Source organism: Azoarcus sp. KH32C (genome assembly GCF_000349945.1).
Lineage (GTDB): Bacteria > Pseudomonadota > Gammaproteobacteria > Burkholderiales > Rhodocyclaceae > Aromatoleum.
The window spans coordinates 161176-175032 of the sequence record NC_020548.1; the positions used below are offsets into that span (position 1 = coordinate 161176).

At 64.4% G+C, this 13857-nt stretch carries 13 protein-coding genes and 1 pseudogene; 5 read left to right on the plus strand and 9 right to left on the minus strand.

Going from position 1 to position 13857, the window contains the following annotated elements; all coding sequences use genetic code 11:
* Nucleotides 1–8 precede the first annotated feature (8 nt).
* The 4 genes and pseudogenes from AZKH_RS23610 (at nucleotide 9) to AZKH_RS23625 (ending at nucleotide 3666) form a co-directional block, all read left to right on the plus strand.
* The gene (locus AZKH_RS23610) at nucleotides 9–926 is read left to right on the plus strand and encodes an alpha/beta fold hydrolase (RefSeq protein WP_015451815.1); all 918 of its coding nucleotides are present in this window, start codon (nucleotides 9–11) and stop codon (nucleotides 924–926) included.
* A gap of 45 nt (nucleotides 927–971) precedes the next feature.
* The gene (locus AZKH_RS23615) at nucleotides 972–1973 is read left to right on the plus strand and encodes an NADP-dependent oxidoreductase (RefSeq protein WP_015451816.1); all 1002 of its coding nucleotides are present in this window, start codon (nucleotides 972–974) and stop codon (nucleotides 1971–1973) included.
* A 62-nt stretch (nucleotides 1974–2035) separates the two neighbouring features.
* Nucleotides 2036–2480: pseudogene (locus AZKH_RS23620) on the plus strand (SDR family NAD(P)-dependent oxidoreductase); the annotation flags it as partial.
* A 118-nt stretch (nucleotides 2481–2598) separates the two neighbouring features.
* Nucleotides 2599–3666: an alkene reductase gene (locus AZKH_RS23625; RefSeq protein WP_015451818.1), complete on the plus strand. Its 1068-nt coding sequence runs from the start codon at nucleotides 2599–2601 to the stop codon at nucleotides 3664–3666.
* A 331-nt stretch (nucleotides 3667–3997) separates the two neighbouring features.
* Here AZKH_RS23625 and AZKH_RS23630 read toward each other — a convergent pair whose 3' ends face one another.
* From AZKH_RS23630 to AZKH_RS23670, 9 genes are all read right to left on the minus strand, one after another.
* The gene (locus AZKH_RS23630; RefSeq protein ID WP_015451819.1) at nucleotides 3998–5212 is read right to left on the minus strand and encodes a hypothetical protein; all 1215 of its coding nucleotides are present in this window, start codon (nucleotides 5210–5212) and stop codon (nucleotides 3998–4000) included.
* Between the two features lie 207 nt (nucleotides 5213–5419).
* Nucleotides 5420–6331: a glycine betaine ABC transporter substrate-binding protein gene (locus AZKH_RS23635; RefSeq protein WP_015451820.1), complete on the minus strand. Its 912-nt coding sequence runs from the start codon at nucleotides 6329–6331 to the stop codon at nucleotides 5420–5422.
* 204 nt (nucleotides 6332–6535) lie between these two features.
* Complete coding sequence (locus tag AZKH_RS23640) at nucleotides 6536–8581, minus strand: ASKHA domain-containing protein (protein WP_015451821.1); 2046 nt, start codon at nucleotides 8579–8581, stop codon at nucleotides 6536–6538.
* The gene (locus AZKH_RS23645) at nucleotides 8578–9519 is read right to left on the minus strand and encodes a dihydropteroate synthase (protein ID WP_015451822.1); all 942 of its coding nucleotides are present in this window, start codon (nucleotides 9517–9519) and stop codon (nucleotides 8578–8580) included. The genes AZKH_RS23640 and AZKH_RS23645 overlap by 4 nt, the downstream gene beginning before the upstream one ends.
* Nucleotides 9516–10535, minus strand: coding sequence for a methylenetetrahydrofolate reductase (locus tag AZKH_RS23650; RefSeq protein ID WP_015451823.1), 1020 nt, complete (start codon nucleotides 10533–10535; stop codon nucleotides 9516–9518). Before AZKH_RS23650 ends, AZKH_RS23645 begins: the two co-directional genes overlap by 4 nt.
* Complete coding sequence (locus tag AZKH_RS23655) at nucleotides 10532–11098, minus strand: methylenetetrahydrofolate reductase C-terminal domain-containing protein (RefSeq protein WP_369795134.1); 567 nt, start codon at nucleotides 11096–11098, stop codon at nucleotides 10532–10534. The genes AZKH_RS23650 and AZKH_RS23655 overlap by 4 nt, the downstream gene beginning before the upstream one ends.
* The gene (locus tag AZKH_RS23660) at nucleotides 11005–11340 is read right to left on the minus strand and encodes a virulence factor (protein ID WP_015451825.1); all 336 of its coding nucleotides are present in this window, start codon (nucleotides 11338–11340) and stop codon (nucleotides 11005–11007) included. Before AZKH_RS23660 ends, AZKH_RS23655 begins: the two co-directional genes overlap by 94 nt.
* Entirely contained in the window at nucleotides 11328–11960 is a 633-nt protein-coding gene (locus AZKH_RS23665; protein ID WP_015451826.1) for a DUF1638 domain-containing protein, read from the minus strand. The genes AZKH_RS23660 and AZKH_RS23665 overlap by 13 nt, the downstream gene beginning before the upstream one ends.
* A 13-nt stretch (nucleotides 11961–11973) precedes the next feature.
* Nucleotides 11974–12681, minus strand: coding sequence for a corrinoid protein (locus tag AZKH_RS23670; RefSeq protein ID WP_015451827.1), 708 nt, complete (start codon nucleotides 12679–12681; stop codon nucleotides 11974–11976).
* A 293-nt stretch (nucleotides 12682–12974) separates the two neighbouring features.
* On the opposite strand from AZKH_RS23670, the gene purU reads away from it, so the two are divergent.
* Nucleotides 12975–13850 carry a formyltetrahydrofolate deformylase gene (gene purU, locus AZKH_RS23675; protein WP_015451828.1) on the plus strand — a complete coding sequence of 292 codons (876 nt, stop codon included), beginning with the start codon at nucleotides 12975–12977 and terminating at the stop codon, nucleotides 13848–13850.
* Nucleotides 13851–13857 lie beyond the last annotated feature (7 nt).

Sequence of the window (13857 nt, forward strand, 5' to 3'; positions counted from 1 at the left end):
GTTGATTCATGGGCAAGAACGATATGAGTATCACCTTGGCGACGGGGGCATCTTCAGGCATCGGCAAAGCCACGGCGGCGCGGCAGAAGGGTAATGTGAAGTGGAAAGATGTTCCGACCCGCACGATTGATGTTGGCGGCGTGCCTTTCGCCTATCGGGAACTCGGTCCCGATTCCGGCGTCCCGGTGATCTTCCTGCACCACCTGATGGCCGTACTCGATGACTGGGACCCGCGGGTTATCGACGGCATCGCCGCAGAGCGTCGGGTGATCGCGTTCGACAATCGTGGGGTCGGTGCCTCGGGTGGATCGGTACCGCCCACCATCGAGGAAATGGGGCGGGATGCCATTGCCTTCATTCGGGCCCTGGCACTCAAGCAGGTCGACCTTCTCGGGTTCTCCTTGGGCGGTGGCGTCGCGCAAATGATTGCATTGCAGGCCCCCGAGCTCGTGCGTCGGATGGTCCTTGCCGGAACGGGACCTCGGGGCGGCGGCGGTATCGACGAGATCAACAGAATTGCTGTCATCGCTTACCTCAAAGCGGCACTCACGCTGAGCGATCCGAGGAATTTCCTGTTCTTCCCCCGCACCCCGGAGGGCAAGTGCGCCGCGAAAGATTACTTCTCGCGGCTCAAGGAACGCACCAAGGACCGCGACAAACCCATTTCCCTGCAGGCCCGGCGGGCCCAACTGAAAGCCATCCAAACAGCGGGACTGAGCGCGCCCGACGACCTCTCGGTCATTACGCAACCCGTTTTCGTCGCCAACGGCGACCGCGACCTCATGGTCGACAGCAGCCTTTCGGCCGACATGGCTCGCCGTCTGCCGAATGCTCAGCTGACGATCTATCCGGATTCCGGGCACGGCGGCGTCTTTCAGCACCACCGGGCCTTTGTCCCGGCGGTTCTGGACTTCCTCGCCGACTGATCTGATCCGACAAAAAATGAAAGGCCAAAGATGAAAACTCAAACAATGAAAGCGCTTACCTTCAAACGCTATGGCAAGTCACCCGAGATCGGGTTCGCCGACGTTCCCCGGCCCACGCTGAAGGCCGACGAATTGCTCGTACAAGTCCACGCTGCGAGCGTGAACCCGGTCGACAACATGATCCTGACGGGAATATTCAAACCGGTCCTGCATTTCCAGCTTCCAGCCACGTTGGGCAGCGATCTGGCCGGCGTGGTGACGGAAGTCGGCAGCCGCGTGACCCGTTTCAAGCCTGGCGATGCCGTCTTCGCCAACATCTTCGACCTGGGCACGGGCGCTATCGCCGACTTCGCAGTAGTACCGGAGAGCCTTGCCGCGCTGAAACCGGCCAATCTGGATTTCGTGCAGGCGGCATCGATCCCGATGGTCGGGCTCACCTCCTGGCAAGCACTCAAGGAGCGCGCGAATCTTCGCGCCGGCCAGAAGGTATTCATCCCGGCTGGCTCCGGCGGTATTGGCACGTTTGCGATCCAACTGGCAAAGCACCTGGGCGCCAAGGTGGGCACGACCACCAGCACGGGCAATGTCGAACTGGTGCGCAGCCTTGGCGCTGACGAGGTGGTCGACTACAAGAAGCAGGAATTCGAAAAAGTGCTGCACGGGTACGACGCGGTGCTCGGCACCGTCAAGGGTGACGCGATTGAGAAATCCCTCGGCATCCTCAAGCCAGGGAGCACGATCGTTTCTCTGGTCGGGCCGCTGGATGCAGCATTCGCTCGCGCTCGACGGCTCAACTTCGTCCTGACGTTCGTATTCGGCTTGATGAGCCGCAAGATCATGCGCCTGGCGAAAAAGCGGGACATCACCTACTCATTTCTCTTTGCGCGCCCCGATGGCGCTCAACTTACCGAAATCAGCAAGCTCCTCGAGACGGAGCGCATCCAGCCCGTGATCGACAAGGTATTTCCGTTCGAGCAGGCAAAGGATGCACTTGCCTACCTTGCCCAAGGGCACGCCAAGGGAAAAGTCGTTATCAAGATGTGTTGAATATGAAATTGCCGGGAAGCAAACCGGCCAAGACAGGTAGTTAACTTTTAGGACACAAAACCATGACCCCATCTACAAGAATCGCTGTTATCACGGGTGCTTCTTCCGGCATCGGATGCCGTCTACGCTGATCGCCTGGCTCGGCGCGGCTACAACCTCCTGCTCGTCGCGAGGCGCGGAGACCGTCTGCAGAATCTCGCCGCGAAACTAGAGCAGGCTTACGGCACCAAGGCTGAAACGCTCGTCGCCGACCTTGAAAAAGAAGCCGACCTCGTCGCTCTCGAAGCTGTTCTCGCGGGCAATCCGGCCATCCATCTATTGATCAACAACGCCGGCATTGCCAGGCTGAGCCCTATTGCCGAGACGCCGATGAAAGACTCCTTGTCGCAGATCGCATTGAACATCACGGCCCTGACCCGCTTGACGCATGCCGTACTGCCCGCCTTCAAAGAGCGCAACGAAGGCGTCATTATCAATATTGCCTCGGCATTGGCGCTCCAGGCGATGCAAACCGGCAAGCCCGCACCACGACTCCTCGCACTTTGACCGAAGAAGGGCGAAGCGCCCTTCGTCCAATTTTCCCCATCAACGACATGATCTGAACTCGACACCAAGGAAAACTTTTATGAGCACCACGCTATTCACGCCCACCCAACTCGGCGGCTTGTCGCTGAAGAACCGCATCGTCATGGCGCCGCTGACGCGTAGCCGCGCGATCGGGAACCTGCCCAATCCCCTGATGGAGCAGTATTACCGCTTGCGTGCGGATGCTGGACTAATCATCACCGAAGGAACCTCGCCTTCCCCCAACGGGCTTGGCTATGCGCGCATTCCCGGGCTGTTCAACGAGGAACAGGTGCAGGCCTGGCGACGCGTGACCGATGGCGTCCATCAGGCAGGTGGCAGGATTTTCGTGCAGCTGATGCATACCGGGCGCGTCAGCCATCCCGCGAACATGCCGGCCGGCGCCAGCGTTTTGGCGCCCTCGGCGGTCGCCGTTCCGGGCGAGATGTGGACTGACGTGGACGGAATGCAGCCGCATCCCGTGCCGAACGCAATGAGCGAGACGGACATCGCACAGAGCATCGCCGAATATGCGGCCTCGGCCAAACTGGCCATGCAGGCCGGTTTCGATGGTGTCGAGCTGCATGCTGCGAATGGCTATCTGATCGACCAATTCCTCAATACGGCCTCCAACCAGCGCAACGACCACTGGGGCGGCAAGGTCGAAAACCGCATCCGCTTCGCCGTCGAAGTCGCCAAGGCAACCGTCACCGCCGTTGGCGCCGAGCGCGTCGGCATGCGAATCTCGCCTTATGGCGTATTCAACGCCCAGGTGCCGGATGCAGATATGGATGCTTTGTACTTGCGTTTGATCGACGCATTGAATGCGCTCGGCCTGCTCTACGTCCACGTCGTGGATCACAGCGCCATGGGGGCGCCTAAGGTCAGTCCCGAATTGAAAGCCAAGATCCGTGCCGCATTTAAAGGGCAATACATACTCTCTGGCGGCTACGACGTGGCGCGAGCCGCTGCCGATCTCGACGCGCAGCGTGGCGACCTGGTGGCTTTCGGTCGCCCGTTTATCTCGAATCCGGATCTGGTATCCAAGCTCAAGTCAGGCCAGGAGCTGGTGGCCCCCGATTTCTCTACCTTCTACACGCCGGGAGAAAAGGGCTACACCGATTATTGATGAACGCCCGAGCCCTGCTGCGCATTTCTCATGCATCGATCAGGATCCCGTGAAATGCGCACCCTGGCCACGGGTCCGGCTATAGACTGAAGTGACAAGCGGTCATTGACCGCCACAAGCAGGTGAGCGGCAGATGACCGATGCATTGCCGCCCGAGGCCGGCGTCAGACTCAAGGTCAGCACTGGCCGAGCAGCCAACCGTGATTCCACGACATGGCGCCCTAAGCTCCCCTGACTACAAGCAAGAACTCCCGGATGCGCAAAAAAAAGGGAACGGGCCGAAGCCCGTTCCCTTTGTTCCGGAAGACTTCCTTCAACCGCTCAAGCGGCCTTAGAAGTAATAGCCGATGCTCGCGTTGAACCGGGTTCCAGTGGTGTTGGAGGACCCGCCCGCCGCCAATGCATCGCCGAAGACCGGCGACATATAGGGCTGATTCTTGGCGCGCGCGACGTCGAGCATGATCCACCAGGCGCCCGAGCCGAATTCGACGCCCGTGACGTTTTGCCAGCTGCGGTCATATCCCGATGCGGACTTTCTCAACTGGCTCCAGTCGTTATAGACGCGGAAGCTGCTGAAGGGGCCGATCGAGCCGGGGATCTTGTAGCTCAGGCTGACGATATCGATGTTGCCCTTGGCCGCCATGCGGTTGGTGAAGCCGTAGGAACCGATGATGACGCAATCGTTGTCGCAGGCGCTCCACCAGTTGCCATCGACCGAACCGTTGCCGGAGAACTTGTTGCGGTAGTTGATGGTTTCGAGCTTGACGCCGAAGTTGCCGAATTCGCCGGTGTAGTGGACCGCCTGGGCATTGCGTCGTCCGCCGGAGAGCGACGAATCGGTCGCAGCCAGTTCGCCGCTCATCGCGGAAACCCCGAACTCCGATTTGCCACCACCCATCTCGAAGGCGTAGGCGAAACGGGCGACGAAGGTGTTCCGCTCCTCGCGTCCGTACTGCTTCATCAGGTGGTTGCTGTAGCGCAGCGAATCCCGTCCGTCGAGCACCGACATGTTGTCGGCGTCGCCGAGGAAATGCCCGCCGTCGGACGGGAAGAAGGCCAGCGTGGTGCTCAGACCGCCATCCTGGCGCAAGTACTTGATGCCCGCCGCGTAGGTATCTTCGTAGCCGGCGTAGTAAGCCATCGATTCGAAGAAATTGTGCGAAGCGTATTTCAAGGCTCCGAACGGCACGATGTCCTGGCCGACGTGGATTTCGCTCTTGTCGGCGAAGCGGAAGCCTCCCCACAGGTACTCGTTCATCAGCAGGCTGGTGCCTTCACTGGCACCGGTCTGACGCGTCGAGTAGTGGTAATAGCGCTCCCGTCCGGACGAGAGGAATTGGCCGTCGTCGTAGGTGTAGCCGAGGCGGATGGTGTCGAACTCGAGCGTGCCCTTGCGGTCGGGATTCCAGCTCAGGTGCTCGAATCGGATTCTGGCTGCGCCGTCGAACTTGAGGGGAGAGTCGGCAACCTGTGCCAGGGCCCCCGAGGCCGACAGGGCGAGACAGATGCCCGCTGCAATGGGACGTAAGGCGGTTTTGAAGCTCATGGCTCCTCCATGACAGAGCCGCCTGCCGGCGGCCCCTTTTCTGATGGTTATGTGTGCCGTTTTCAGGCGAAAAACGTCCCCCGCGCGTGTCGCCACGCGTGTGTGGTACCGCCAGGGGATTTTGTGGTGGGCTGGATGACGCCGGGCTGGCGTCACCCTCCCCGGCCGCGACCGGCCGAGGCGAAACTCGTCGTGCCCGTCGCCGGCTTAGCGCGCGGCGGTGTTGTTGATTGCCATGGCTTCATGCAGCCACTGGTCGACCATTTGCGGATGCGACTGGATGTAGGCGGTCGCTTCCTTGTCGAAGGACGTGTCCTTGGCCTTCAGCATGATGGCCTCGAGGTCCGCCAGGGGGATCTTGAAGTTCTTGATGAAGGCGGCGGCCTTCGGGAAGTCCTTGGCGAAGCCCTTGCGCCCAACGGCATGGATCGCCTCGTCGCCGCCCAGGGTCTTCTTCGGGTCCTCGAGGTAGCGCAGCTTGTACTGGGCGAACATCCAGTGCGGGTTCCAGGTGGTCGCCACGATCCATTCGTTGCGCTTCGTGGCGCGATCCACGGCGGAGACCATCGCCGCGTCCGAGGCGGTCACCAACTGATAGCCGTCGAGAGCGTACTCCTTGACCGTTGCACCGGAGGCCCGCATCAGGCCGGAGCCGGCGTCGATGCCCTGGATTCGCTTGTTGAACTTCTCCGCGATGCCGGGCTTCTTCAGATCCTCGATCGACTTGACCTCGCTCACCGGGACGTAGTCCGGCACCACCCAGCCGAGACGGGCCTGGTCGTAGAGGATGCCGAGATCTTCGACCTGGTCGGAGACCTTGTCCCAGTACGACTTGTGGGTCAATGGCTGCCACGACATCAACATCACGTCGAGATTGCCCTTGGCCACACCGTTGTATTGGAGCCCGATGTCGGTCATCACCAGCTCGACCTTGTAGCCCAGCTTCTGCTCGAGCAGCTGCTTGGCAATGTTGGTCACGGCCTCGGCGTCGGACCACGCCGTCCAGCCGACGCGAATCGTCTTGCCCTCCGCGTGGGCGGCCATCGGCGTGGCCGCAACGGCGGTGATCGCCAGTGCAGCGGCCATCTTGCGAAAGGCCTGCTTGACTGTTGTAAACATTGACTCTCCTCCTTCTTCAGCACTTGGCTTGGGTATCGTTTGTGCCGCGTATTGCCGAAACTACCCTCCCCCTGCGGCATTGCGGGGCGGGCGACAATCCTGAAGAGTGGGTCGGCGGTTCTGTGATGTAAGCAAGTTTAAGGGGCCTACCAAGGGCCTATTTATCCAGAGCGACCTCGATCGGCCTAGTTGCGGCGGGGTTTCTCAACGAACGGCGCGACGTCCGGCGCGGCGTCCCCGGGGCGCCTCTGCAGCCGTTGCCGTCGGCATTTCCGGAAGCGTCACCGCGGCGCGGAGCGTCTCGTAGGGATCGGTGCGATGAGGGATCGCCATGGCGTCGACGAAGAGCGCCTGGAAGCGCGGTTCGACGGCGGTCTCGATCTTCTCGACGCGGCGCACCAGGTTCTCGATCTCGCGGCGCGCACGGACATCGACCAGGGCCATGCGGGCGCCGGTGCCCGCCGCATTGCCCGCAGAGCTCACGTGGTCGAGGCTGCAGTCGGGAATCAGGCCGAGGATCATCGCGTACTTGACGTCGATGTGGCTGCCGAAGGCGCCGGCAAGGCGGATGCGATCGACGCGCTCGATTCCTGCCCGTTCCATCAGCAAACGGACGCCGGCATAGAGGGCGGCCTTGGCGAGCTGGATCGCACGCACGTCGTTCTGCGTGATGCACAGCGGCGCCCTGCCCTCCGCGCCCGCGACGAGCTCGTAGGCATAGGTGCGCCCGTCCTGCCGCACCCGCGCATTGCGCTCGGCAAGCGCGCCATCGATGGTGCCGTCGGGGAGGACGATGCCGGCAAGGTACATCTCGGCGATGACTTCGATGATGCCTGAGCCGCAGATCCCGGTGATGCCCGTGCCGGCGACCGCCTCGGCGAATCCGGCTTCGTCGGACCACAGCTCGCAGCCGATGACCCTGATGCGCGGCTCGAGCGTGACGGGGTCGATGCGCACGCGTTCGATCGCACCCGGCGCGGCGCGCTGCCCGCAACTGATCTGCGCGCCCTCGAAGGCCGGCCCGGTCGGGCTCGAACAGGCGAACAGGCGCCTGCGGTTGCCCAGCACGATCTCGGCATTGGTGCCGACGTCGACGAGCAGCGTCATGTCGTCCGAGAGATCCGGCCGCTCCGCGAGCAGCACGCCCGCAGTGTCGGCGCCGACATGGCCGGCGATGCACGGCAGCACGTAGGCCCTCGCCCCGGGGTGAAACGCGAGCCCGAGCTCGGCGGCGGGCTGGGTCACCGCGCGGTCGACGGCGAGCGCGAACGGGGCGCCGCCGAGCTCGACGGGACTGATGCCGAGCAGCAGGTGGTGCATGATCGGGTTGCCGACGAAGGACGCGTCGACGATGTCTTCGCGCGCGATTCCGGCGTCCCGCGCGACCTCGTCCGCCAGCGCTTCGACCGCCGCCCGTACCGCGCCGGTGAGTTCCTTCTCGCCGCCCGGATGCATCATGACGTAGGAGACCCGGCTCATGAGGTCTTCGCCGAAACGGATCTGCGGATTCATGCGCCCGGCCGCGGCGATCACTTCGCCGGTACCGAGCCGGCACAGGTGGGCCGCGATGGTGGTCGAGCCGACGTCGACCGCCAGGCCGTAGACTTCCTCGCGCCGGCCGGGCCAGATGCCGATGAGGGTTCGATGCGGCAGATGCACGGCCACGGTCGCCACCCAGGCGCCCGCCCGCAGTGCGGGCTGCAGTTGCGGCAGCACGGCGGCATCCACGGCGAGGCCGGACAGGCCGTGCTCGAACTCCAGCGCATCCTCGAGACGGGTGAGATCTCCCGAAGGGCTATGCATGTCGGGCTGCTGCACTTCCACCGTGTAGAGCCGCACCGCCGGCTCCGTTTCCACGGTGCGTGCGTCGGCCGCCTTGCGCACCACCTGGCGGTGAACCTGGCTCGCGGGCGGCACGTCGACCACGACGTCGCCGAGCAAGCGGGCCGTGCAGGACAGGCGCCGACCAGGCGCCAAGCCCCGTTCGTGCTCCTCGGTCACCAGCGCCGAAAGGTGGTCGGCACAGCTCGTCACGCCGTGCTTGGGGTACTCGCCCTCGCAAAGCTCGACCTGGCAGCGCCCGCACTGCGCGTTGCCGCCACAGGCGGATTCGATGTCGACGCCGAGCGAGCGCGCGGCGTCGAGCACCGTCGTGCCGACGGGAAAGCGGCCCCGTCGGCCGGACGGGGTGAAGACGACAAGTTTGTCGCCGGTCACTGGATCGCCTTCCGGGCGGGGCCGCTCGTTCATGCGCTTGCCACCGTCGTGCCCTCGGCCGGCGCACCTTCGCGACGGCGGCGGCCGCCTTCGCGGCGACCGCGCGCACCGTCGGAGCCCGGAGCGGGCTGCTCGCGGAAGCGGCGGATCCAGCGTGCGCAATCGGGGTCGTGGCCCATCATGACGTCGGCCGCCATGCATGCCTTCACGATTTCAGTGTGCAGCGGGTTGGTGATCGCCGAGGTCATGCCAGAGGCGATCGCCATGGTCAGGAAGGCTGCGTTGATGCCCTCGCGCTGGGGCAGGCCGAAGCTCACGTTGGATGCGCCGCAGGTGGTGTTCACCTTGAGCTCGGTGCGCAGGCGGTGCACCAGCTTCATCACCTGGACACCGGCGAGATTCACCGCGCCGATCGGCATCACCAGCGGGTCGACCACCACGTCGCAGGCCGGGATGCCGTAGTCGGCCGCGCGCTCGACGATCTTCTTGGCGATGCGGAAGCGCTCGTCCGGATCCTGCGAGATGCCCGTCTCGTCGTTGGAGATGGCGACCACCGCGGCGCCGTATTTCTTCACCAGCGGCAGCACCGCCTCCAGGCGGTCTTCCTCGCCGGTGACCGAATTCACCAGCGCCTTGCCCTTGTAGACCGCGAGCCCCGCTTCCAGCGCCGAAACCATCGAGGAATCGATGCACAGCGGAAGATCGGTGATCCCCTGCACGATCTGCACCACCTTGGCCAGGATACCCGGCTCGTCGGCGAGCGGGATGCCGGCGTTGACGTCCAGCAGGTGGGCGCCGGCCTCGACCTGCGCGATGGCGTCGGCCACCACGCGGCTGAAGTCGCCGGCCGCCATTTCGGCGGCGAGAATCTTGCGGCCCGTGGGGTTGATACGTTCGCCGATGATGGCGAACGGACGGTCGAAGCCGATCGCAATTTCCTTGGTGGCAGAGCTGATGATCGTGTCGGTCATGATGCGGTCCTATGCAGTTGAAGTTTGCGGTCGCGGTCCGGGTACCACGGCGTGCGTCCCGCGAGCACGCCAGAACGTTCGATGATTTCGGGCACCGACTCCTCCTGGCGGTAGGCCATGAGGTGCACGCCGGAGACCCCCTCGATCTCGCGGATCTCCTGGATCAGGTCGACGCACAGGCGGCGTCCCTCCTGGGCCTGGTTCTCGGCGCCCGCCATGCGCTTGATGACGCTGTCGGGGATATGGATGCCGGGCACGTTGGTGCGCATCCATTCGGCCGCCTTGGCCGAGCGCAGCGGACCGACGCCGACGAGGACGAAGACTTTGTCGAGCAGTCCCAGGTCGCGCGCGTGGCGCATGAAGACCCTGAGCCGGGGGACGTCGTAGCAGTACTGGGTCTGGATGAACTGGGCACCGGCGGCGACCTTTTTCGCCAGGCGATGCGGCCGCCATTCGTAGGGCTGCACGAAGGGGTTTTCCGCCGCGCCGAGGAACACCCGCGGCGCGTAGGCGAGCTTGCGGCCGCTCTGGAACTGGTGCTCGTCGCGCATCTTGCGGCCGATCTCAAGCAGGCTCATGCAGTCGAGATCGAACACGGGCTTCGCCTGCGGGTGATCGCCGGACTGCACGCCGTCGCCGGAGAGGCACATGACGTTGCACACGCCCATCGCCGCGCCGCCGAGGATGTCGCCCTGGATGGCGATGCGGTTCTTGTCGCGGCAGGAGATCTGCATCACCGGCGCATAGCCGATGCGGGTCAGCAGCGCGCACACCGCGACGCTCGACATATGGCAGTTGGCGCCGCTGCCGTCGGTCGCGTTGATCGCGTCGACATAGCCGTCGAACACGCGAGCGCGGCGGTAGACCTCCTCGGGATCGGCGGAGTCGGGCGGTTCGAGCTCCGTCGTCACCGCGAAGGAGCCTGCGCGCAGCACGCGCTCCAAGCGGCCCGGCGAGGTATGTCCGGGGAGAATCGGCAGCGGATAGCCGGGTACCGGCTCGTCTTCGAAGATCATGCCTGCACCTCTGCCTTGCGCGCCGCGGCACGCTCGCGCGCGACCTTGAGCCACGACGAACGCCCTTCCAGGCGGCGATCGACCGGTTTCTGCACCACGTGGATCTGCTGCCCGGTGATGTGCATGCGCCGGCTGCCGGCAAAGGCCTCGACCCACACACATTTCATGTCGGGCCTGACTTCGCAGTGGCCGTTTGCGCGCACGCCGCCACAGGGGCCGTTTCGCAGGTTCTTGGGACAGTTCATCGAGCACGACATCCCGGTCGAGCTCAAGGCGCACTGCCCGCACATCTTGCAATCGAAGAGGAAGCCCTTGACCGAGCGCTCGAAGGCCGCGACCGGCTTCTCCATCCGCTGATAGCCGATGCGCGACCACAGCGGATCGAGCGCGACGAAGGCCTTCTCGAACAGGGTGTAGAAGATTTCCAGGCCGCGCGCGTGACGCACGGACCAGCGCCGAACTGCGTACATCATTGTTCTCCTGGTTGTTCTACAGCGCTGCGGGCGGCAAGTTCGTCGATGCCCCTGGCGCGGATCAGCCGTTCCAGATCGGCGTCGCTGTATTGGCCTTCGAGCCGTGCAACTTCCTGCCGGACCTCGTCGTCGATCTCGTCGCCGCACGCCCGCTCGCGACGCTGCCAATCGGCGAGATAGGCGTCGGAGCTGCCGCGGCCGGCGCGCATCGCGGCCCGATCGACCGCCTCCTGGAAGCGGGACGAGAGCTGGACCTTTGCCGTCTGACGCCCCCGCTTGGCCAGCACCTGGGCTGGAATGTCGCGCCACGAAATGACGATCAGGCGTGCCATGTGATCACTCCCTCATTGGCCTGCTGCAGACTCGTTTCGAGCCCGCCGTAGCCGACGTGCCGGTATTCGAATGCCAACCCCAGCTTCTGTGCCGCGACCTGTGCCTCTGCGATCAGGGCCTCGTCGGCGCGCTGCGCGAGATACACCAGTCGCCGGTAGTTGCCGAAATACAGCGGGGCGAGCTCGGGATTGCGATCGAGGCCGAGTCCGCGGATGACGAGGCGCTCGAAATGCCGCAGCAGGAAGTCGGTGAGATAGAAGCTTCCCGGCTCCGCGTCGGCCAGCGCCGCGAACACGGCGGGTCCGGCGTAGAACTCGTAGCAATGCGCACCGGGGATGCGCTCGACGCCATACTCGTCGAGCACCCGGTCGAGTTCTCCGCCGGTGCCGCAGTCGCCATAGGCGACCAGCGTCGAGCGATAGCGCCCGCGATTGGCCTCGAGCTTGGCGCGCACCGCCCCCGGGATGCGATCCGGGAAGTTGTGCAGCTCCGCCGGCAGGCACTGGACCTCCAGCGACGACCACGCGTTGGCCTTGCGCAGCGCGACGATCTCGTGCGCGAGGGCGCCGCAGGCGAGCACCAGCGTCGCCTCCTCCGTCGTGCCGCGCTCGGGCGCCATCGCCGTGGGACCGTCAGGCGGCCGCGCGCTGGGCGCGGCGGTCGGCGATCAGCGTCTTGGCGGTCTCGACCGCGACTGCTGCGTCGCGGCAATAGCCGTCCGCCCCCACCGCCTCGCCGAAGGCCTCGTTGAGCGGCGCGCCGCCGACCAGCACGATGTAGTCGTCGCGGATGCCCTGCTCCTTCATCGTGTCGATGACGACCTTCATGTAGGGCATCGTCGTCGTCAGCAGCGCGGACAGCCCCAGGATGTCGGGCTTGTGCTTCTCCAGCGCCTCGAGGTAGGTCTCGACCGGGATGTTGATGCCGATGTCGATCACCTCGAAGCCGGCGCCTTCCATCATCATCGCCACCAGGTTCTTGCCGATGTCGTGGATGTCGCCCTTCACCGTGCCGATGACGATCTTGCCGATCGGCTCCGCGCCGGTCTCGGCCAGCAGCGGCCGCAGGATTTCCATGCCCCCCTTCATCGAGCCGGCGGCGAGCAGCACCTCGGGCACGAAGAGGATCCCGTCGCGGAAATCGACGCCGACGATGCGCATGCCTTCGACCAGCACCTCATTGAGGATCCGATCGGCTCCCCATCCGCGGCTGAGGAAGATGTTGGTCGCCTCTTCGACTTCCTCTTTCAGCCCGTTGTAGAGATCGTCGTGCACCTGAGCGACGAGTTCGTCATCGTCCAGACTATTAAGGTCCAGGTCGTCTTCGAAATCCTCTGCCATTTTCGTTCCCTTTTCGCGGTGGGGTTTTTGGGACAGTTGCCGCCCGGCGGCCACTGATCTGCGGCGAATGTTAGGCGTCCCCCTACCCCGCGGCAGACCGAGGCGCGACGCATGCATGCCCAGCCGCGACCTGCCGGCCGCGAGCGAAAACGGTTCGTGAAGGGGAGGTCGCGACGACAGAAGCCCTCGTCGCATGCGGGACAATCCCGGGCGGGTGCACTCCATAAACTCGGCGCGGCACGGTTCGAGAACGACTCGACCGGCCATTCACCATCCGGGGGAGCACTCCAGACATGAACATCAAATACGACCCGCAACGGCAGTACATCCTGACCGCGTCCTGCCCGAGCCGTACCGGAACGGTCGCCAAGGTGTCCGGCTACCTCGCCGAGAATCGCTGCTACATCATGGACATGCAGCAGTTCGACGACGTCCTGACCGATCGTTTCTTCCTTCGTGCCACCTTCCAGGGCGACGCCGATGCGACGCCCGAGCTGGACCATCTGCGCGAAGGCTTCCTCCCCATCGCCCGCGACGAGGAGATGGAATGGGCCATCCACGAGGTCACGCGCAAGCCGCGCGTGCTGCTGATGGTCTCGAAGTTCGACCACTGCCTCGACGACCTTCTGTACCGGACGCGGACCGGCGAACTCAAGATGGAGATCACCGCGATCGTGTCCAACCACCCGGATCTCGAGGGATTGGCGCGCTGGCACAACATCCCCTACATCCACCTGCCGGTCACGAAAGAGACGCGCGCCGAGCAGGAAGCCCGGCTGCTGGAAATCGTCGACGAGACGCAGAGCGAGCTCGTGGTGCTCGCGCGCTACATGCAGATCCTGTCAGACGATCTCTGCCGGAAGCTGCGCGGGCGCGCGATCAACATCCACCACTCCTTCCTGCCCGGCTTCAAGGGCGCGAAGCCTTACCACCAGGCGCATGCCCGCGGCGTCAAGCTCACTGGCGCCACGGCGCACTACGTCACCGCGGATCTGGATGAAGGGCCGATCATCGAGCAGATCGTCGAACGCGTCGACCACACGTTCACGCCGGACATGCTCGCCGCCACCGGGCGCGACTCGGAATGCAAGGCACTCGCCAACGCCGTGCGCTTCCACGTCGAGCACCGCGTGTTCCTGAACGGCGACAAGACGGTGGTGTTCAAGTAACAAGAAA